This is a genomic window from Acerihabitans sp., from assembly GCF_036398755.1.
GTDB lineage: Bacteria > Pseudomonadota > Gammaproteobacteria > Enterobacterales > Enterobacteriaceae > Acerihabitans.
This window is the reverse complement of record NZ_DASWOM010000111.1, coordinates 17,664-35,892: the sequence shown is the minus strand read 5'-3', so window position 1 is coordinate 35,892 and position 18,229 is coordinate 17,664. Positions and strand designations below refer to the sequence as shown.

Annotated in this window: 14 protein-coding genes; 3 read left to right on the top strand and 11 right to left on the bottom strand. The window is 59.6% G+C overall.

The window, feature by feature from the left end:
* Nucleotides 1-76: 76 nt before the first annotated feature.
* Genes patD through ydcS form a run of 5 tightly spaced genes read right to left on the bottom strand, consistent with a single transcriptional unit; the run spans nt 77 to nt 5,469 of the window.
* Entirely contained in the window at nt 77-1,501 is a 1,425-nt protein-coding gene (gene patD / locus VGC33_RS18675) for an aminobutyraldehyde dehydrogenase (RefSeq protein WP_331122281.1), read from the bottom strand.
* Nucleotides 1,502-1,516: 15 nt separating this feature from the next.
* Entirely contained in the window at nt 1,517-2,323 is an 807-nt protein-coding gene (locus tag VGC33_RS18670; protein WP_331122280.1) for an ABC transporter permease, read from the bottom strand.
* A complete protein-coding gene (locus VGC33_RS18665; RefSeq protein WP_331122279.1) occupies nt 2,313-3,260 on the bottom strand; it encodes an ABC transporter permease in 948 nt (315 codons plus the stop codon). Before VGC33_RS18665 ends, VGC33_RS18670 begins: the two co-directional genes overlap by 11 nt.
* 5 nt (nt 3,261-3,265) lie before the next feature.
* The gene (locus VGC33_RS18660; protein ID WP_331122304.1) at nt 3,266-4,285 is read right to left on the bottom strand and encodes an ABC transporter ATP-binding protein; all 1,020 of its coding nucleotides are present in this window, start codon (nt 4,283-4,285) and stop codon (nt 3,266-3,268) included.
* Between the two features lie 20 nt (nt 4,286-4,305).
* Complete coding sequence (gene ydcS / locus VGC33_RS18655) at nt 4,306-5,469, bottom strand: putative ABC transporter substrate-binding protein YdcS (RefSeq protein WP_331122278.1); 1,164 nt, start codon at nt 5,467-5,469, stop codon at nt 4,306-4,308.
* 262 nt (nt 5,470-5,731) lie between these two features.
* Between ydcS and VGC33_RS18650 the strand changes: the two genes are divergently transcribed.
* Complete coding sequence (locus tag VGC33_RS18650) at nt 5,732-7,786, top strand: glycoside hydrolase family 31 protein (protein ID WP_331122277.1); 2,055 nt, start codon at nt 5,732-5,734, stop codon at nt 7,784-7,786.
* Between the two features lie 11 nt (nt 7,787-7,797).
* Here the strand turns inward: VGC33_RS18650 and VGC33_RS18645 are convergent, their stop codons facing one another.
* Complete coding sequence (locus VGC33_RS18645; protein ID WP_331122276.1) at nt 7,798-9,423, bottom strand: glycoside hydrolase family 13 protein; 1,626 nt, start codon at nt 9,421-9,423, stop codon at nt 7,798-7,800.
* Between the two features lie 128 nt (nt 9,424-9,551).
* A complete protein-coding gene (locus VGC33_RS18640; RefSeq protein WP_331122275.1) occupies nt 9,552-10,748 on the bottom strand; it encodes a serine hydrolase domain-containing protein in 1,197 nt (398 codons plus the stop codon).
* Between the two features lie 1,274 nt (nt 10,749-12,022).
* Here VGC33_RS18640 and VGC33_RS18635 point away from each other — a divergent pair.
* Nucleotides 12,023-13,477 carry a metal-dependent hydrolase family protein gene (locus VGC33_RS18635; protein ID WP_331122274.1) on the top strand — a complete coding sequence of 485 codons (1,455 nt, stop codon included), beginning with the start codon at nt 12,023-12,025 and terminating at the stop codon, nt 13,475-13,477.
* 48 nt (nt 13,478-13,525) lie between these two features.
* On the opposite strand, the gene VGC33_RS18630 is transcribed toward VGC33_RS18635, so the two are convergent.
* The 4 genes from VGC33_RS18630 to VGC33_RS18615 form a co-directional block, all read right to left on the bottom strand.
* Nucleotides 13,526-14,215: a dihydrofolate reductase family protein gene (locus VGC33_RS18630; RefSeq protein ID WP_331122273.1), complete on the bottom strand. Its 690-nt coding sequence runs from the start codon at nt 14,213-14,215 to the stop codon at nt 13,526-13,528.
* A gap of 743 nt (nt 14,216-14,958) precedes the next feature.
* Nucleotides 14,959-15,822, bottom strand: coding sequence for an aldo/keto reductase (locus tag VGC33_RS18625; RefSeq protein ID WP_331122272.1), 864 nt, complete (start codon nt 15,820-15,822; stop codon nt 14,959-14,961).
* A gap of 146 nt (nt 15,823-15,968) precedes the next feature.
* Nucleotides 15,969-16,304, bottom strand: a complete 336-nt coding sequence (locus tag VGC33_RS18620) for a FlxA-like family protein (protein WP_331122271.1) — start codon at nt 16,302-16,304, stop codon at nt 15,969-15,971.
* A 147-nt stretch (nt 16,305-16,451) separates the two neighbouring features.
* The gene (locus VGC33_RS18615; RefSeq protein ID WP_331122270.1) at nt 16,452-17,330 is read right to left on the bottom strand and encodes an AraC family transcriptional regulator; all 879 of its coding nucleotides are present in this window, start codon (nt 17,328-17,330) and stop codon (nt 16,452-16,454) included.
* Nucleotides 17,331-17,465: 135 nt separating this feature from the next.
* Between VGC33_RS18615 and VGC33_RS18610 the strand changes: the two genes are divergently transcribed.
* Entirely contained in the window at nt 17,466-18,221 is a 756-nt protein-coding gene (locus VGC33_RS18610; protein ID WP_331122269.1) for an SDR family oxidoreductase, read from the top strand.
* Nucleotides 18,222-18,229: the final 8 nt, after the last annotated feature.

Below are 18,229 nucleotides of genomic sequence, written 5' to 3'. Positions count from 1 at the left end.
CGCTTACGGCATACACCGACGATTGCGACGCCTTCCCGCCCTTTAGCCGGTAATGCCGTAAACACCCGCTTCAGGGCTAATGACGAATCATCACATGCCGCACGGCGGTATAGTCTTCCAGGCCGTACATCGACAGGTCCTTGCCGAAGCCGGACAGCTTCTGGCCGCCGTGGGGCATTTCGCTGACCAGCATAAAATGGGTATTGACCCAGGTGCATCCGTACTGTAAACGGGCGCTGACCCGATGGGCGCGGCCGATATCCCTGGTCCATACCGACGAGGCCAGGCCGTAAGGGGACGCGTTGGCCCAGCGGATCACCTGCGCTTCGTCGTCGAAAACGGTAACGGTCACCACCGGGCCGAATACCTCGCGCTGGACGATTTCATCCTCCTGGCGCGCGTCTGCCAGTACCGTGGCAGCAAAATAGAAGCCCGGGCCGTCGAGAGGCGCGCCGCCGGTTACCACCCGGATATGCGGCAACGCCCTGGCGCGTTCGACAAACCCGCTGACCCGTTGCAGGTGCGCGGCGGTAATCAACGGTCCCAGCTCGGTGGCGGCATCGGCCGGATCGCCGGTCTTAATGGTGGCGACGCTTTTGCCCAGGGCATCCACCAGCGCGTCGTAGACGCCGCGCTGGACATACAGCCGACAGGCGGCGGTGCAGTCCTGGCCGGCATTGTAAAAACCGAAGGTGCGCACGCCGTCCACCACCTCGCTGATATCGGCATCGTCGAAGACGATCACCGGCGCCTTGCCGCCCAGCTCCATATGGGTCTTTTTAATCCCCCCGGCGGTATGCGAGAGGATATGCGCGCCGGTGGCAATCGAGCCGGTCAGCGACACCATGCGCACCCGCTCGTGGCCGGTCAGGGCGTCGCCCATCTCCGCGCCGGTGCCGAACAGCACGTTGACTACCCCCGCCGGCAGGATATCCGCCATCAGCCGCGCCAGGAACAGCGCGGTCAGCGGCGTCTGCTCGGCGGGTTTAAACACCACGCAGTTGCCGGCGGCCAGCGCCGGCGCCAATTTCCACGCCGCCATCATCAGCGGATAGTTCCAGGGCGCGATGGAGGCGATGACGCCGATGGGATCGCGCCGGATCATCGAGGTATGCCCTTCCAGGTATTCCCCGGCGGCGCTGCCGCCAAGGCAGCGGCTGGCGCCGGCAAAGAAACGGAATACGTCCGCCACCGCCGGGATTTCATCATTGATCACGCAATGATAGGGCTTGCCGCAGTTCAGCGATTCCAGGCGCGCCAGCTCCTCACCATGCCGCTCGATGGCATCGGCCAGTTGCGAGAGCAGCGCCGCGCGGGTTTTCGGCGTGGTCTGCCCCCAGGTCTCGAACGCCGCGTCCGCCGCCAGCACCGCCGCATCCACCTGCTCCAGGCTGGCCTCGTTGATGGTGATAATCGTGGCGCCGTTGGCCGGGTTGATAACCGGGGTGGGCTTGCCCGCGCCGGTAACCGACTTGCCGTCTATCAATAATGTGTCATGCATGGGAAAGTCCTTGGATTATTTGCCGCTGCCCGCCACGCCTTCGCCACCCCGGGTCAGGTAATAGGCCCAGAGTATCGGCGGCATGGTCACCAGGGTGACCAGCAGGGAAACGACATTGGTAATAGGCACGTCGCGCGGACGTCCCAGTTGGTTCATCAGCCACAGCGGCAGCGTGCGCTCGTGGCCGGCGGTAAAGGTGGTGACGATGATTTCGTCAAACGACAGCGCAAACGCCAGCATGCCGCCGGCCAGCAGCGCCGAGGCCAGCCCCGGCATCACCACGTAGCGAAAGGTCTGCCAGCCGTCGGCGCCCAAATCCATCGACGCCTCTATCAGGCTAAAGGAGGTGCGGCGCAGCCGGGCTATCACGTTATTGAACACCATCACCACGCAAAAGGTGGCATGGCCGATAACGATGGTCATCAGGCCCGGGCTGACGTCCAACGCCTTAAAGGCCGACAGCAGGGCAATGCCGGTGATAATGCCGGGCAGGGCGATGGGCAGCGCCATCATCATGGTGATGGCCTGTTTGCCCAAAAAATCCCGCCGGTACAAGGCCGCCGCCGCCAGGGTGCCCAGCAGCAGGGCGATCAGGGTGGCCATGCACGCCACCTGCAGCGACAGCCACAGGGCGGATAAAATGTCCGGCCGTCCGGCGGCCAGCTCGAACCAGTGCAGGGTAAAACCCTTGGGCGGAAAACTGAACGCCGCGTCCTCGGTGTTAAAGGCGTACAGCGCGATAATCGCCAGGGGAAAATGCAGGAACAAGATACCGCCCCAGGCGGCCAGCCTCAGCGCCAGCGGCGCGCGTTCAGAGCGCATCGAAGGCCCCCAGACGTTTGGCAAGCGTAAGATACAGGCCGATCAAAACCATCGGCACCAGCGTAAACGCCGCCGCCATCGGCATATTGCCGATGGCCCCCTGTTGGGCATACACCATGCCGCCGATAAAATAGCCCGGCGGCCCCACCAGCTGCGGCACGATAAAATCGCCCAGGGTGAGTGAAAAGGTAAAAATGGAGCCGGCGGCGATGCCCGGCACCGCCAGCGGCAGGACCACATAGCGGAACGTCTGGCCCGGGCGCGCGCCCAAATCGGCGGAGGCCATCATCAGCGACGGCGGCAGGCGCTCGAGCGATGCCTGGATGGGCAAAATCATGAACGGCAGCCAGATATACACGAATACCATAAAACGGCCCAGATGGGACGTGGACAGGGTGCTGCCGCCGAGGCCCGGCACGGTAAGCACCGCCTGCAGCGCCGGCTCCAGCCCAAGATGCTGCAAGAACCATTGCAGCACGCCGCCGTTGGCCAACAGCAGCGTCCAGGCGTAGGCCTTGACGATATAGCTGGCCCACATAGGCATCATCACCGCGATATAAAAAAACGCCTTCCAGCGGCCGCTGGTATAACGCGCCATATACCAGGCGAGGGGAAACGCCAGCAGCGCGCTGGCCAGCGTCACCACCACCGCCATCGCCAGGGTGCGCAGGATAATGTCGTAGTTGGCCGGATTGAACAGCGCGACGATATTGGCGACGGTCAGCTCCGGCAGCACCGTCATGGTAAAATCGTCAAAAGTATAGGCGCCCTGCCACAGCAGGTTGAACAGCGACCCAAGATAGACGATGCCGAACCACATCAGCGGCGGCAACAGCAGCAATAGCAGCAGCACGGTCGGGCGGCGGTAAAGGAACGTCGAAAACACGCGTCCCGGACGCCAGGGCGTGTTCGGCCGATCGGGCAGGCTCATATCCATACTCCTTACTCCTCCAGCGCGGTCATGGCCGCACGCGGCCATGACGCGGTCAGCCGCTGGCCGATGGCAAGGCAATCCTGGCCGGAAACGCGCGCCCGATGGGTCTCGCTAACGGAAAAACGGGTTCCACCCGCCAGCACCAGCTCATAGCGGGTCATCGCCCCCTGGAACAGGATATTGCTCAGAACGCCCGTCACCGACAGCTCGCCGGCCTGCGCCCCCTGGCCATTGAGACGGACAAACTCCGGACGCACGGCAAATACGCCGTTTTCACCGGTCAGTTCGCGGGCCAGCTCGCCGCCTATCACATTGGCGCTGCCGACAAAATTGGCCACGAACCGGCTCCTGGGCTTAAGATATAGCAGGCGCGGCGTATCCACCTGTTCAATACGCCCCTGGTTAAATACCGCCACCCGATCGGACATGGAAAGCGCCTCGCCCTGATCGTGGGTGACAAAGATAAAGGTGATCCCCAGCTCGCGCTGCAGGGTTTTCAGCTCGCCCTGCATCTGTTCGCGCAGCTTGAGATCCAGCGCCCCCAAGGGTTCGTCCAGCAGCAGGATGCGCGGTTCGTTGACCAGCGCGCGCGCCAACGCCACCCGCTGGCGCTGGCCGCCGGACAGGTGGGCCGGCTTGCGGTTGTGCACATCGCCCAGTTCCACCCGCGCCAGCGCGGCCCTGGCGCGGGCCATGCGCTCGGCGCGCGCCACGCCTTTCACCATCAGGCCATAGGCCACGTTATCGAGCAGCGACATATGGGGAAACAGGGCGTAGTCCTGGAATACGGTATTAACGTCGCGCTGATAGGGCGGCAGGTTGGCGGTGTCGGCGCCGTGCAGCCGGATAACGCCGCCGTCCGGCCGCTCAAAACCGGCAATCAGGCGCAGGCAGGTGCTTTTGCCGGAACCCGACGGCCCGAGCAGCGAGAAAAACTCCCCGTCGGCAATCTCCAGCGACACCCCGTCCACGGCCGCAACGCCGTTAAAACGTCGTGTTACGTTATCCAGGCTCACCGCGCTGCTCATCATGGCTTCTCCCGCTTGAATCAACGGCCGCCCATCATGGCGATATAATCCTGGGTCCAGCGGCTGTAGGACACGCACTGCCCGCCGTTGCCGCCGTCGCATTTCGCCGTCGGGGTTTTCCAGAAGGCGATTTTATCGAACTGGCTGAAGCCGTTGGTTTCACACCCCTTGCCCCCGAGCAGGGTACTGGCCTTACAGCCCTCCGGCACCGCCGGCACCGAGCCGAACCAGGCGGCGACGTCGCCCTGCACCTTCGGCTCCAGCGACCAGTTCATCCAGCGGTAGGCACAGTTGGGATGGGCGGCGTCGCTGTGCAGCATGGTGGTGTCCGCCCAGCCGGTCACGCCCTCTTTCGGGATAACCGTCGCGATGGGCTGCCCCTCGCCCGCCAGGGCATTGGCCTGATAGGGCCAGGCGCCGGACGCCACCACCCCTTCGTTTTTAAAATCGCTCATCTGCACCGAGGTGTCGTGCCAATAGCGGTGGATCAGCGGATGCTGCTGTTTGAGCAACGCCAGCACCGCCTGATATTGGGTTTCATTGAGCTGATAGGGATCCTTGATGCCGAGCTGCGGCTGGGTGCTTTTCAGGTAAAGCGCCGCGTCGGCGATATAGATCGGGCCGTCGTAGGCCTGTACCCGACCTTTATTGCTTTTGCCGTCCGGCAGGTTTTGCTGCTCGAACACCACCGACCAGCTGTCCGGCGGCGTGGTGAATACCCGGGTGTTGTACATCAGCAGGTTGGGACCCCACTGGTAAGGGGCGCCGTAGGTTTTGCCGTCGACGTTATACCAGGCGCCCCCCGCCAGGCGCGGATCGATCTTGCTCCAGTTGGGGATCAGGGCGGTATTGATCGGCTGCACGCGTTTGCCGAGGATCAGGCGCAGCGAGGCGTCCCCCGAGGCGGTGACCAGATCGTAACCGCCCTTGGCCATCAGGCTCACCATTTCGTCGGAGGTGGCGGCGGTCTTGACGTTGACCTGGCAGCCGGTCTGCTTTTCAAACGCCGTCACCCAGTCATATTGCTTGTCGGTCTGGCCGCGCTCGATATAACCGGGCCAGGCGATGATATCCACCTGCCCCTCCCCCTTGCCCAGCTGGCTGGGGAGATCGGCGGCCCGGGCCAGGGCGCTGATACCTAAGACACTGATGCATAAGACGCTTAACCGCGTTATTTTGTTCATTGCCTGTCTCCGGTCTGGGGTAAGGGGACACGTCTGCGTTATACAAATAACAAGAAACCTTATCCATTAGTTATATAGAGCGATAGCGCGCATATCCAGCAATTAGCGTGCCGGGTGGAAAGTTTCAGAAAAAACGAACGCCATGGCCCGGGCCAGACGCCCGCGCCGGCCATGGCGAACCGATCCGCTCCCCCGGCGGCGTCCGGCAATTGCCGCCGCGGTTGCTATAGTAAACAGGGAGCGGACGTAAGCGGGGTAATGCATGTCGAATTTTTCCATCAGAAATAACAGGGTTCATTGGCACGCCAGCGGCCAGCACGTGATCCTGGAAAGCTGGGGCGAGAATAGCCTGCGGGTGCGGGTCAGCTATTTTGAAAAACTGGATATGCGCCAGGACTGGGCGCTGCTGCCGGGGAAAAAACACCCCAGGCCGTCCATCACGCGGGATAAGGAGCAGGTCACCCTGGTCAACGGCAAGATCAGGGCGGAAATCGACAAGCGCGGCCGGCTGTCGTTCTACAACCAGCGCGGCGAGCTGTTGCTGGCCGAACAGTGGCGCCAGCGCACCACCGAGGGCATAGAGCCGGGCGAAACCGCCAAGGACAAATATATCAGCCCGCTGGAAATCGAGGCGCGGGAGTTTAATCCCATTCCCGGCGGCAAATACCAGCTGACGCAGTATTTTGAAGCGCGGCGTGGTGAGAAAATCTATGGCATGGGGCAATATCAGCACAGCATGCTGGATCTGAAAGGCTGCCTGCTGGAGCTGGCCCAGCGCAATTCGCAATCCAGCGTACCCTTTATGCTGTCAAACCTCGGCTACGGTTTTTTATGGAACAATCCGGCGGTGGGCGAGGTGCATTTCGCCGCCAATCAAACGGTCTGGCGCGCGCGGGTAACCGACCGGCTGGATTATTGGATCACCGCCGGCGACTCCCCGGCCGAAATCGAGGAAAACTATGCCCGCGCCACCGGTACGGTCTCGGTGATGCCGGAATTCGCCACCGGCTTCTGGCAATCGAAACTGCGCTACCGCACCCAGGAAGAAGTGCTGGCGGTGGCGCGCGAGTACCGGCGGCGCGAGCTGCCGTTATCGGTGCTGGTGATCGACTCGTTCCATTGGCCGGTCCAGGGCGCCTGGTGTTTTGATAAACGCGACTGGCCAGACCCCAAGGGCATGGTGGACGAGCTGCGCGCCATGGGCGTTGAGCTGATGATTTCCATCTGGCCGACCGTCGACAACCGGACCGACGCTTTCGCCGACATGGAAACCAAAGGGCTCTTGGTGCGCACCGAACGCGGGGTGCCGGTTACTCTTGACTCCCGCGGCAGCACCACCTTTTTTGATACCACCAACCCCAAGGCGCGCGAGTATGTCTGGCGGAAAATCAAAAAGGGCTATTACGATCTCGGCATCCGGCTGTTCTGGCTCGATATGGCGGAGCCGGAATACCGCACTTATCACTTCGATAACTACCGTTACGCCATGGGCACCGCGCTGGAAGTGGGGAATGTCTATCCGCAAAATTTCACCCAATGCCTGTATGACGGCCAGCGCCGGGCGGGACAAACCGGCATCGTCAACCTGGTGCGCTGCGCCTGGGCCGGCAGCCAGCGCTTTGATGCCCTCGCCTGGTCGGGGGATGTGCATTCCTCATTCTCCTCGCTGCGATGCCAGGTGGTGGCCGGGTTGAATATGGGGCTGGCGGGCATTCCCTGGTGGACCACGGATATCGGCGGCTTCCAGGGCGGGGATACCCGCGATCCCGGCTTTCTCGAGCTGCTGGTGCGCTGGTTCCAGTGGGGCGTATTTTGTCCGGTGATGCGCCTGCACGGTTGCCGCGAGCCGCAAATCGATCCGCCGGAAAAATTTCGCGACGGCGTCGAACAGTGCAACAGCGGCTCGGCAAACGAGCTGTGGAGCTTTGGCGAGCGCAATTACCGCATTATGTCGCGCTGGCTGCGTATCCGCGAACGCCTGCGGCCCTATATCCAGCGCCAGATGGTGGCGGCCCACGAGAAAGGCACGCCGGTGATGCGTCCGCTGTTTTACGATTTCCCGCGCGATGAACCCTGCTGGTCAATTGAAGACCAGTATCTGTTCGGGCCGGATATCCTGGTGGCGCCGGTGCTGGAGGCGGGCATGGCATCCAGGCGGGTCTATTTGCCGCCCCTGCCCCACGCCATGCGCTGGCGCGATTTTTTCACCGGCAAAACCCACCCCGGCGGCGCCTGGATCGAGGCGGAGACCCCGCTTGACACCCTCCCGGTATTTATCAGGAACCTGGCGGATATTTCCGCGGGCGACGCCGGCTAACGGGCGCGGCGTCACAGTTTGATCATGGCCGATTCCCAGGGACGGATGACGCCGTTTTCCAGCACCGCCAGGTCGGGATAGTTGTTGAGCAGCGGGACCGAGCGCGATGAAAGGCGCAGGTCCGCCCGCTCGACGGTAAGCGTGGCATCGCTGAAGTTACCGAACACCAGGTATTCATCAAGTTCATAGCGCCGTATATAGGCAAACAGCTGTTCGTGCTCGGGCAACAAAAGCTCATAGCTGCCGTAGACCAGCCAGTCCGCCGTCTTGCGCATCGCCACCAGCCGGCGGTAATAATGAAACACCGAGTCTGTATCCTCCACCGCCGACAAGACGTTAATCTCCCAATAGTTGGGATTCACCTTTATCCACGGCGTGCCGGCGCTGAAACCGGCGTGCTCGCTGGTGTCCCACTGCATCGGCGTGCGGGCGTTATCGCGGCTCTTGGCATGAATCGCCGCCATCACGCCCTGGGGCCGGTACCCCGCCGCCAGCCGGTCCCGGTACAGGTTAAGGGTTTCGATATCGCGGTAATCGGCGATATCGGCAAAACACGCGTTGGTCATGCCGATCTCCTCGCCCTGGTAAATATAGGGCGTACCCGCCATGCCGTGTAATACCGTGGCCAGCATTTTGGCGCTTTCGACCCGATACCGGCCGTCATCGCCAAAACGCGACACCGCCCTGGGCAAGTCATGGTTATTCCAGAACAGGCTGTTCCAGCCCCGGCCGTACAGCTCGGTTTGCCAACGGCTTAACACGGCTTTCAGCTCGCGCAGATCATAGGGGATGATGTCCCATTTTTCACCGTCCACCCTGGCCTGATCCAGCGTCAGGTGACCAAACTGGAAAATCATGCTGAGCTGATGTTTATCGGGATCGCTCCAGCCGATACCCGTCTCTGGGGTAGCCCCCCAGGCTTCGCCCACGGTTAAAATGTCGCCATATTGGCCGAAACCGTCTTCGTTGAGCTCCAGCACGTAGTCGTGCAGCCGGGGTCCGTTGGCGATAATGCGCCGTTCAGGGATTTTGCCGATTAAATCGATGACATCAAAGCGCAAGCCGCCGACGCCTTTTTCCAGCCAATAGGTCAGCACATCCACGATTTCACGGCGCACCTGGGGATTGGCCCAGTTCAGGTCCGGTTGCTTGCGCGAGAACAGATGCAGGTAATATTCATCAAGCCGTTCTTCATATTGCCAGGCGCTGCCGCCGAACACCGACATTAAATCGTTGGGCTGTCGCGTCCAGATATAATAATCATGATAAGGATTATCCGGCGACGTCCGCGCCTCGCAAAACCAGCGGTGCTCATCGCTGGTATGGTTGGCCACCACGTCCATCATGATTTTCATGCCGCGCCTGCCGGCCTCGGCAATCAGCCGGTCCATGTCATCCATGGTGCCATACTCATCCATGATGCGGTAATAATCGGCAATATCATAACCATTGTCATCGTTGGGCGAGGCGTATACCGGGCATAACCACAGGACATCCACCCCCAGCAGCGCCAGGTAGTCCAGCTTGCGGATAATACCCGGCAGATCGCCGATGCCGTCGCCGTCGGCATCATGAAAACTACGCGGGTAAATTTGATAGACTACGGAACGATGCCACCATTTATGCTCTTGAAACATGAAAAGACCCCTCTTATCCGCCGGGAGGCTCCTCCGTCCCGGCTGCGCCGACGATACGCTGTTGAAAGCACCATAACGTTAGGTATATGCCAAGGCGGCCAAAGTCGCCAGCGGCGGGCGATGCGCGCTTAAGGGGCCGTGAAGGGGCGTGACTGCGCGGCGCGGGCTTTTTCATCCTCCGCCTCGCCCATGCGCAGAAGCAGCCGATGGCCGATATTATTCGTCCAGTTAAAGCTGTTTTGCAGTACCACCACCGCGATGTTATGCCGCGTGTCCAGCCCGATATAGCTGGAGTAGCCGCCGATAAAACCGACCTGGTAGGTGATTTTTTGCGTGCCGATATCATCGACGATCCAGGCCAGCGCCGCGGCTTCCCGGGGCCGGTCATAGCGCACGGTCAGAGAATCCCGCAGCGCCGCGTCCAGCGCCGGATAACCGGTGGGGCGCATATGCGCCCGCGCATAGACCAGGAGGTCGTCGGCATTGGTGTACAGCCCGGCGGCGCCCACCATAAACGAGGAAAAGTGCCAGTCGGGCACCGTGCGCCCACGGCGGATAAACTTGGGCTGATCGCCCGCGTGGCCGATGGCCCGGCGCGCATAGCCCGGCAGGGAGCCGGCATCGTAGCCGGTATGGCCCAGGCCCAGCGGCCCGGTGATATTTTCCGCCAGCAGTTCGTTGACTTTTTTCCCGGTACGACGCTGCAGGATATAATCCAGCAAAGCATACCCCAGGTTGGAATAACGAGGCTCCACGCGGGCGGGGCGACGAAATCCGGCCAGGTCGTCCATGATCTGATTATCATCCAGCGACCGGTAGAAATTATCGCCGGTAAATAGATAATGAACGAAAGAAGTTAATATCTCGACGGAAAGCGTTTGCCTTGGCAGCCCGGAGGTATGGGTGACTAATTGCAACAGGGTAATTTTGCGCGCGTCCCGGCTTAGCGGTATGGTCGAGGGTAATAATGTCTCCAGCGTTTCATCCCAGCGCAAAACGCCTTTATTGACCAGAACCACCGCCACCTCGGCAATAAATCCTTTGCTCACCGACCCGACGGCGAACAGCGTATCGCCACGGATGGGCAACCCCTGCGGCGTATCGGTAACGCCATAACCGAAGGTGGTCATCACGCCGTCGGGGCCAAGCACCCCGACCACCAGGCCCGGCGTATGGCCGGCGGCCAGCAGCGGCCGCGCCAGGCTGTCCACCTGGGTTTGCAAATCTCCATGTACGGCAAAACGCCGGCCGTCCACCGCCGAGTCGTCAATCGGCATGCTCGACAGGGTGGCGCAAGCGCAGAGCGCAACGGGACCAAAAAGCAATAAACCTATTTTAATTCTATTTTTAATCATTATTGTCAAAATAAAGTGACGTCCCTGATGCGCCCACGCGTCACCATTATATCCGGCCTGACGGGCGCCGATTGTCCCATCAACCCCACCGGGTGGCAATAGCGCCCGAATTATTATTTACCGCCTGCCGCCCCCGTGCGTTGCTGCCGGAGGGTTAAGCATTAACCTGTTTTATAATAATTTCCTTGTTCGGGAGGTCACGCCGCAAAGGAATATAAAAACTGAAAAAACCGGTCAGAATCTGCAAAAAAATAGGGCTATTTACGGCGATTGCCGATTATTCCCACCTCGATTTTCTGTTGCCAGGCGTAATCCCGCCATTAACCTGCCTGGATAATAATGAGCGGTCATGCCTATTTTATGGTTGGCGCCGGCAAAATGGAAAATAACGTAATGCCCCTTCAGCAGTTGCACCCTCTTCCGGGCATCCATCGGCGAGGTGCAATGCTCGGCCTGCTTTCCCGCGTGCGGGAACGCACCGCCCACGTTAATTTCATCGTGCAACCAGGGGAGGGATCCCGCCGGGCAATCACAGTGGTTAACGACCTTGTCTAATCCCGGCGGCGCGCCCCGGCCGCAACCGTTAAATCGAGAAATAAACCTGTTTAATCCGCCGGGAGGGAAAGGGGGATATCATTAATTAAATTTACTATTGAATATGCACAATATTCCTTTTATCTAAAGCAGTACAATCAACAGGTTAGCCGCATATTAAATACCGTGTTTAATATCTGAATGCGCTTTATCCAGGATAAGCCCCCTCCGGCTCGCCGGTCGGGAACACCGTTCAACAAGAAATAATCATGATTATCGCACGGGTATGAATGAATAGAGTTAAAAATAAAAAATATAATTATATAATCTTAAAGTTAATATGCCATAACGTTATTTCCGCGCTGATTCAATAACTGAAAATAGTCCTTTATTTATATTGCGTACCAGATCTCAAATACGGCAGATGACTAAGGTCAAGGCTAAGGCAACGTGACATAGTTTTCAGTGTGGCATGGTTTCTTGCGTGACATGGCTATTGCGTGACATGGTTTCTTGCATGGCATGGCTATTGCGTGGCCCGGTTATTACGTGAGCCGGTTATTACATGACCCGGTTATTGATTAACATAGTTATTGAGTAACATAGCCGTTATCTAACCTAGCTATTAAGTAACATAGCTTATTGAGTAATCGCGTTTTTATTGACCCGCCCGCCTATCGTTGCGGCTAAATTATCCTTAAGGATCGATAATGATGAGTTTAATTACAAAAAGCCAGTCCATCTGGCCGCGCGCCGTTTTGCCCGGGCGCGGCAACACATTACGCTATCCCTGGCTGCTCCTGATTTGGATACTCTGTTTTTTTTCCTATGCCGCCCTGGCGGATGAAGGCGATTTTGCAATTCCCGGGGAACCGGCGCCGCCGCCGGTGAATCACGAGGTCACCTTATTCCAGGATGTCCGTATTTTTGACGGCAAAAACGCCGCCCTCTCGGGCCCCGCCAACGTCCTGGTCAAAAACGGCGTCATTACGCGCATCTCCGTCGATCCCATCGCCGTGGACAACGCCGACAACGCCCAGGTCATCGCCGGCAACGGCCGCGTGCTGATGCCGGGGCTGATTGATGCGCACTGGCATGCGTTTATGGCGGCGACCCCGCAGATGTTGCTGATGACCGCCAGCCCGGACTACCTGCAGCTGCGCGCGGCGCGGGAAGCCGGCGACACGCTGATGCGCGGTTTTACCACGGTGCGCGACCTCGGCGGCCCGGTATTCGGCCTCAAGCGCGCCATCGACGAGGGCGTCATCGAAGGCCCGCGCATTTATCCATCCGGCGCCTTTATCTCGCAAACTTCCGGCCATGGCGACTTCCGGTTTATGTTTGAGTTGCCCCGCCAGCCGGGCGGTCCATTAAGCATCTCCGAACGCGGGGGCATCGCCGCCATAGCCGACAGCCCCGACGAAGTGCGCCTGCGGGCCAGGGAACAATTACGGCAGGGCGCCAGCCAAATCAAGCTGATGGGCGGAGGGGGGGTATCCTCGCAGTATAATCCCCTCGAATCGGTGCAATACACCGGCCCGGAAATCCGCGCGGCGGTAGAGGCCGCGGCCAACTGGGGCACCTATGTAACGATACACGCCTACACCCCGGCGGCCATCCGCCAGGCGGTGGACGCGGGGGTCAAATGTATCGAACATGCCCAGCTCATGGACGAGGCCACCGCCAAGCTACTGGCGGATAAGGGCATCTGGCTGAGCATCCAGCCGTTACTTGATGACGAGGATGCCTCGCCGCTGCCGACCGAGCTATCCCGGCAAAAAGCCCAGCAGGTATTTGCCGGTACCGACAACGCCTACCGGCTTGCCCGCAAATACCATATCAAGACGGCTTTCGGCACCGACGCGCTGTTCGACCCCCGGGTTGCCAGCCGCCAGGGCGCGCAGCTGGCTAAGCTGGTGCGCTGGTATACGCCGGCGGAAACGCTGAAAATGGCCACCGGCGACAACGGCGAGCTGCTGGGACTATCCGGATTTATCAATCCCTATCCCGGCCGGCTGGGCACGGTGGAAGAAGGCTCGCTGGCGGACCTGCTGCTGGTGGAGGGCGACCCGCTGGAAAATATCAAACTGATTGAGGACCCGGGCAAAAACTTTGTGGTCATCATGAAGGACGGCCATGTCTACAAAAATATTTTGCCTAAATGAACAGGGGCTTCCACCTGGATAGCGCGGCGACGGGTTAAACCGGCCCGGTTATCCGCCGGCCTGGAGTTTGGTATAACGTAGCCACACTCCGTCGTGCCCGGTTTTTTCCACCGAGGCGAGCTTCAGGTAGTTCGGCGTTTTCCAGGCTTCCCTGGCAATTTCAAACGACGAGGGGTGCCCTGGACGGCCGTCCACCAGCGGCAGGATCAGCACGCTGACCTCATCCACCAGGCCGGCGTTGACAAAGGCGCCGCTGACGTGGGCGCCCCCTTCCACTATCAGCCGCTTTACCCCCAGCTCGGCGGCCAGCAGTTCGACCACCGCCGACAGGTTTATCTCCAGCTCGCCGCCAAAGACATAAGAAACCTCGATGGAGCGCAGGTACGCCAAAAAATCATCCGACACCTGTTTGGTCACCACTTCTATTACATGCGAATCAAGGGCGGTGTTGCTTTTCCAGGCCACCAGCCCGCGGGGATCGATGGATATCGCGTACTGCTTGGCATCGCGCCTGGCGAAATAGTGGGTTCGTGGCAGCGGCGTACTTGCCAGCCCCTTGGGATAATCGGTGCCGTGTGATATTTCCTGCATGGTCACGCGGCCGCAAATCCAGCCGTCAGCCTGAAAGGTGGCGGCGGTGGACTCATACAGATCCGAGGCATAGCCGAGATTCCAGCCGTCCGTCAGGCTGCGCCCGTCCAGTGCCGACATCATGTGACAGACAATATAAGGTTTCATAATGAACATCTCCGGTAGAGCCATAGCCTGAGGTAATTGTAGATCATGGACAGGGAAAGCATGATAATCCGGCGCTCGCGGGAGGCGGCAAACCATGAAAAAAGCCCTGACGGTAAGGTCAGGGCTTTTAGGGTGCTACGATTTTAAAATTTAACATTCATTACTTCAATTTTTAAACACAAATCACATCAAAGATGTGCATTTTCATACGGGACATCAAGTATTTATAACGAACTCTCCTCCGGTATATTACTGAATGGAAAAATCCCGGTATTTATATGAGTTGATCAACCTGAACTCCAGCCGACTAACTCAGCACATCACCCATCGCGATATATACTTTTGTTACAGGACCTTACTTTCTCCGTGATATTCTCAATCATTTGGCTACAAACCCACAATCACGAATATTCACTTCAGTTACAGGACCTTACTGTATCGCGCTATCGTTTACTACCCCATTGTGCGATGGAAAAACTTTTTTCGTGGCCTTATTACCATCGTGACGTCCGCCGCTTGGCAAACTCAAATATTAATATCACGACATGTCTTACCACTTCGCAGCCTTTATCGCATCAACTTCTGGAACGCAGGCTAAATACTGATTTCAAAACTGCTTTCGCCTGCGTTAATAATCAATTTACCCTTTTCCGCCGTCATGTCAACACTGTAAATAACAACATCGGCTTGGCGTCACATTAGTACGACTTATCCCTCGTCCAACCGCCGGATACGTGGGACAGCTATTGTTTGCGGCCCAAATCATCGAGCAAACGGAATTCCTCGTCGGTTAACCGCACCTGGGTCGCCGCGAGATTTTCCTCCAGGTGGTCGACCTTACTGGTGCCGGGGATCGGCAACATAACCGGGCTACGCTTTAATATCCATGCCAGCGCGATCTGTCCCGGCGTGAAGCCTTTTTCCTTCGCCATATTGTCCAGTATGGATCCGGGTTTGGCCAAGTCGCCCGCCGCCAGAGGGTACCAGGGGATAAAACCGATATTGTTTTCAGTGCAATAATCCAGCACGGCTTCGTGGCCGCGCGACACCAGATTGAACATATTCTGCACCGAAACCACCGGGAAAAAGCGCTGGGCATGTTTGATTTGTTCCACGTTGACTTCGCTTAGCCCTACGTGGCGGATCAGGCCTTCTTTTTGCATCTGGGCGATGGCGTCGAACTGCTCATCCTCGGGGACCTTGGCGTCCACCCGATGTAACTGCCATAACCCGATTTGTTCCAGCTTGAGTTTGCGCAGACTCATCAATACCGCCTGGCGCAGATATTCAGGACGTCCCACCGGCTGCCAGATATTCGGGCCGTGGCGCGTCAGGCCCCCTTTGGTGGCGATAAGCAGGCCGTCATAGGGATAAAGCGCCTCTCGTATCAGGTTTTCGCTGACGTCTGGGCCGTAGCTGTCGGCGGTATCAATAAAGTTGATACCCAGTTCCGGCAGGCGTCGCAGCGTGTCCAGCGCGGCCTGCCGATCTTCCGGTTCGCCCCAGATCCCCTTGCCGGTTATGCGCATGGCGCCGAAACCCAACCGGTTGATGGTGATATCGCCCAGGGTAAATTGCCCTGAGGCCGCAGCGTTAATCGTGCTCATGATAGGTCCCCTTGATTTGGTGTCTGAAATACCGCTACAGCGTCGCGAAGGCGCTGAAAATAGCGATGGCAAATGAAACGTTGAGTATAGCGCGCAGACGGACCAGAGCAATGAGACGGCCCCGAGCCAACCGGGGCCGTGGGCCATCAGATGTAAACATCGACCCTGTTGGCGTCGGTGGCCCGATTGACGCCATCGGCGTTAACCTCGTCGGTCGCGGCGGCTTGCTGCGTACCGGCAGACTTTTCGGCCTGCTGTTGACGCAGCTGTGCGATCTGCGCTTCCAGCATTTTGATTTGCGCCTGGATAAGCTGTTGCTGCTGCTGTTTCTGGTCCGCCGTCAGGCCGGTGGATTGGGATATCGTTTTCAGCTGCTTGGTCAATTTGGTAATTTGCTGGGTAAGGCTCTGAATTTGGGCGGCGGCATTGGAACCGCCTCCGGACGAGGCGGACGACGCCGATGAAGTGATGGTATTGGACATAATAAGGCTCCTTTTTTTAGCACCCATCAGTTTATCGGCCACGCCGCCTGCGAGTTCAGCGCGTGGATCGCAAAGGTTTTGCAAAGAAACCGTAAGGAACCGGCAAACGCCGCATCCTGGCCGCGATGCGTCCCGCCGTCTTGTCCTCTAACGGTGTGCGCGTCTTTGCGTCAGCGTGTCCTGCACCGGCGGCAGGCCGAACAGGCGACCATACTCTCGGGTAAACTGCGACACGCTTTCATAACCCACCGCAAACGCGGCGCTGCTCGCCGACAGTCCTTCCGACCGCAATAGCCGGCGCGCTTCGATCAGGCGCAGCTGCTTTTGAAACTGCAGCGGCGAGAGCGACGTGACACCGCGGAAGTGATGATGGAACGATGAGGGACTCATGCCGGCCGCCTGCGCCAGGCGATCGACGCGCAACGGCTGGGCGAACCCGGTCCGCAGCATGGCCACGGCGCGCGCCACGCGCCGGAAATGGCCGTCCGGCCCGCCCAGGCGGCGGATAGCCGCGCCGTGCCGGCCCACCAGCAGCCAGTAATGCAGCTCGCGCACCAGTTGCACATGCAGCACCGGCACCGCCGCGGGGCGATCCAGCAGCCGCATCAGCCGCAGCGCCGCGTCGGCGACCTCGGCGTCGGTCGGCTGGGCATGCACGGCGACGCGGCCGGCGTCCGGTTCCATGGGCATTTCCACCGCCAGGTCCGCGATCACCGCCGGATCCAGGTCCAGCACCAGTGAAAGATAGGGCGCGGCGATACTCGCCACGGTAACCTGGCTGACCGTCGGCACATCCGCCGTGATAAGCAGCGAGTCGCCGGCACGGCACGACACAATGCGGGTTCCCATCACCACCTGTTTGCTGCCCTGCAACACCAGGCACACCAGCGGCCGGGGAATCGCGTAAACCAGTCCGCTGGGCGCGGTCGAACGGATGGTGGTCAGCCCAGGGACAGGCGTCTGGGCTTGGCCATCGGCATCGGTTTCGACATACCGGCGAACGGTATCAAGCAAACTATCATTCATGGACCGATGCTACCCGATCTGCCGTGGCCGCGTAAAACGGTCTGGAGGAATAGGCAAAAAACATCGAGGTTTTGGCAAGGGTGAATGCCTCCCGGGCTGCTTATTATAGGCACCCCACTCAAGAGGAGTTCCCGTATGACCACAATCGCCATCGTTACCGGTGCCAGCCGCGGACTGGGCCGCAGTACCGCCTTAGCCATCGCCCGCCACGGCGGGGATGTCATTATCACCTACCAGACCCGCGCCGAAGACGCCCGATCGGTCGTCGCCGACATCCAGGCCATGGGGCGCAAGGCCGTCGCCTTGCCCCTCGACGCCGGCGATATCACGGGTTTCCCGTCGTTCACCGAGGCGGTGAAGACCGCGCTACGCGACACCTGGCGGCGCGACACCTTTGATCACCTGGTGAATAACGCCGGCCATGGTGATTACGCGCCGATCGCGCACACCACCGAAGCGCAGTTCGACAGGCTGGTCAACGTCCATTTCAAAGGGGTGTTTTTCCTCACCCAGGCTCTGCTGCCGCACATGGCGGACGGCGGACGCATCGTCAACCTGTCCTCGGGCCTGACCCGGGTATCTTTTCCCGGCTATGCCGCTTATGCCGCCGTGAAAGGGGCGGTTGAGGTGCTCAGCCACTACCTGGCGAAAGAACTGGGCGGCCGCGGTATTGCGGTCAACACTGTGGCGCCGGGCGCCATCGAAACCGACTTCGGCGGCGGCGCGGTGCGCGACGATCCCCAGGTCAACGGCATTTTCGCCGCCATGACCGCCCTCGGCCGCGCAGGGTTGCCCGACGATATCGGACCGATGATCGCCAGCCTGCTGGGTGAAGACCATCGTTGGGTTAACGCCCAGCGAATAGAAGTGTCCGGCGGACAGGGCATCTGAATGCAATA

Excerpts from the sequence above, each read along its gene's own strand:
- patD (WP_331122281.1), bottom strand. The coding sequence starts at position 1,501 with ATGCATGACACATTATTGATAGACGGCAAGTCGGTTACCGGCGCGGGC.
- VGC33_RS18670 (WP_331122280.1), bottom strand. The coding sequence starts at position 2,323 with ATGCGCTCTGAACGCGCGCCGCTGGCGCTGAGGCTGGCCGCCTGGGGC.
- VGC33_RS18665 (WP_331122279.1), bottom strand. The coding sequence starts at position 3,260 with ATGGATATGAGCCTGCCCGATCGGCCGAACACGCCCTGGCGTCCGGGA.
- VGC33_RS18660 (WP_331122304.1), bottom strand. The coding sequence starts at position 4,285 with ATGAGCAGCGCGGTGAGCCTGGATAACGTAACACGACGTTTTAACGGC.
- ydcS (WP_331122278.1), bottom strand. The coding sequence starts at position 5,469 with ATGAACAAAATAACGCGGTTAAGCGTCTTATGCATCAGTGTCTTAGGT.
- VGC33_RS18650 (WP_331122277.1), top strand. The coding sequence starts at position 5,732 with ATGTCGAATTTTTCCATCAGAAATAACAGGGTTCATTGGCACGCCAGC.
- VGC33_RS18645 (WP_331122276.1), bottom strand. The coding sequence starts at position 9,423 with ATGTTTCAAGAGCATAAATGGTGGCATCGTTCCGTAGTCTATCAAATT.
- VGC33_RS18635 (WP_331122274.1), top strand. The coding sequence starts at position 12,023 with ATGATGAGTTTAATTACAAAAAGCCAGTCCATCTGGCCGCGCGCCGTT.
- VGC33_RS18630 (WP_331122273.1), bottom strand. The coding sequence starts at position 14,215 with ATGAAACCTTATATTGTCTGTCACATGATGTCGGCACTGGACGGGCGC.
- VGC33_RS18625 (WP_331122272.1), bottom strand. The coding sequence starts at position 15,822 with ATGAGCACGATTAACGCTGCGGCCTCAGGGCAATTTACCCTGGGCGAT.
- VGC33_RS18620 (WP_331122271.1), bottom strand. The coding sequence starts at position 16,304 with ATGTCCAATACCATCACTTCATCGGCGTCGTCCGCCTCGTCCGGAGGC.
- VGC33_RS18615 (WP_331122270.1), bottom strand. The coding sequence starts at position 17,330 with ATGAATGATAGTTTGCTTGATACCGTTCGCCGGTATGTCGAAACCGAT.
- VGC33_RS18610 (WP_331122269.1), top strand. The coding sequence starts at position 17,466 with ATGACCACAATCGCCATCGTTACCGGTGCCAGCCGCGGACTGGGCCGC.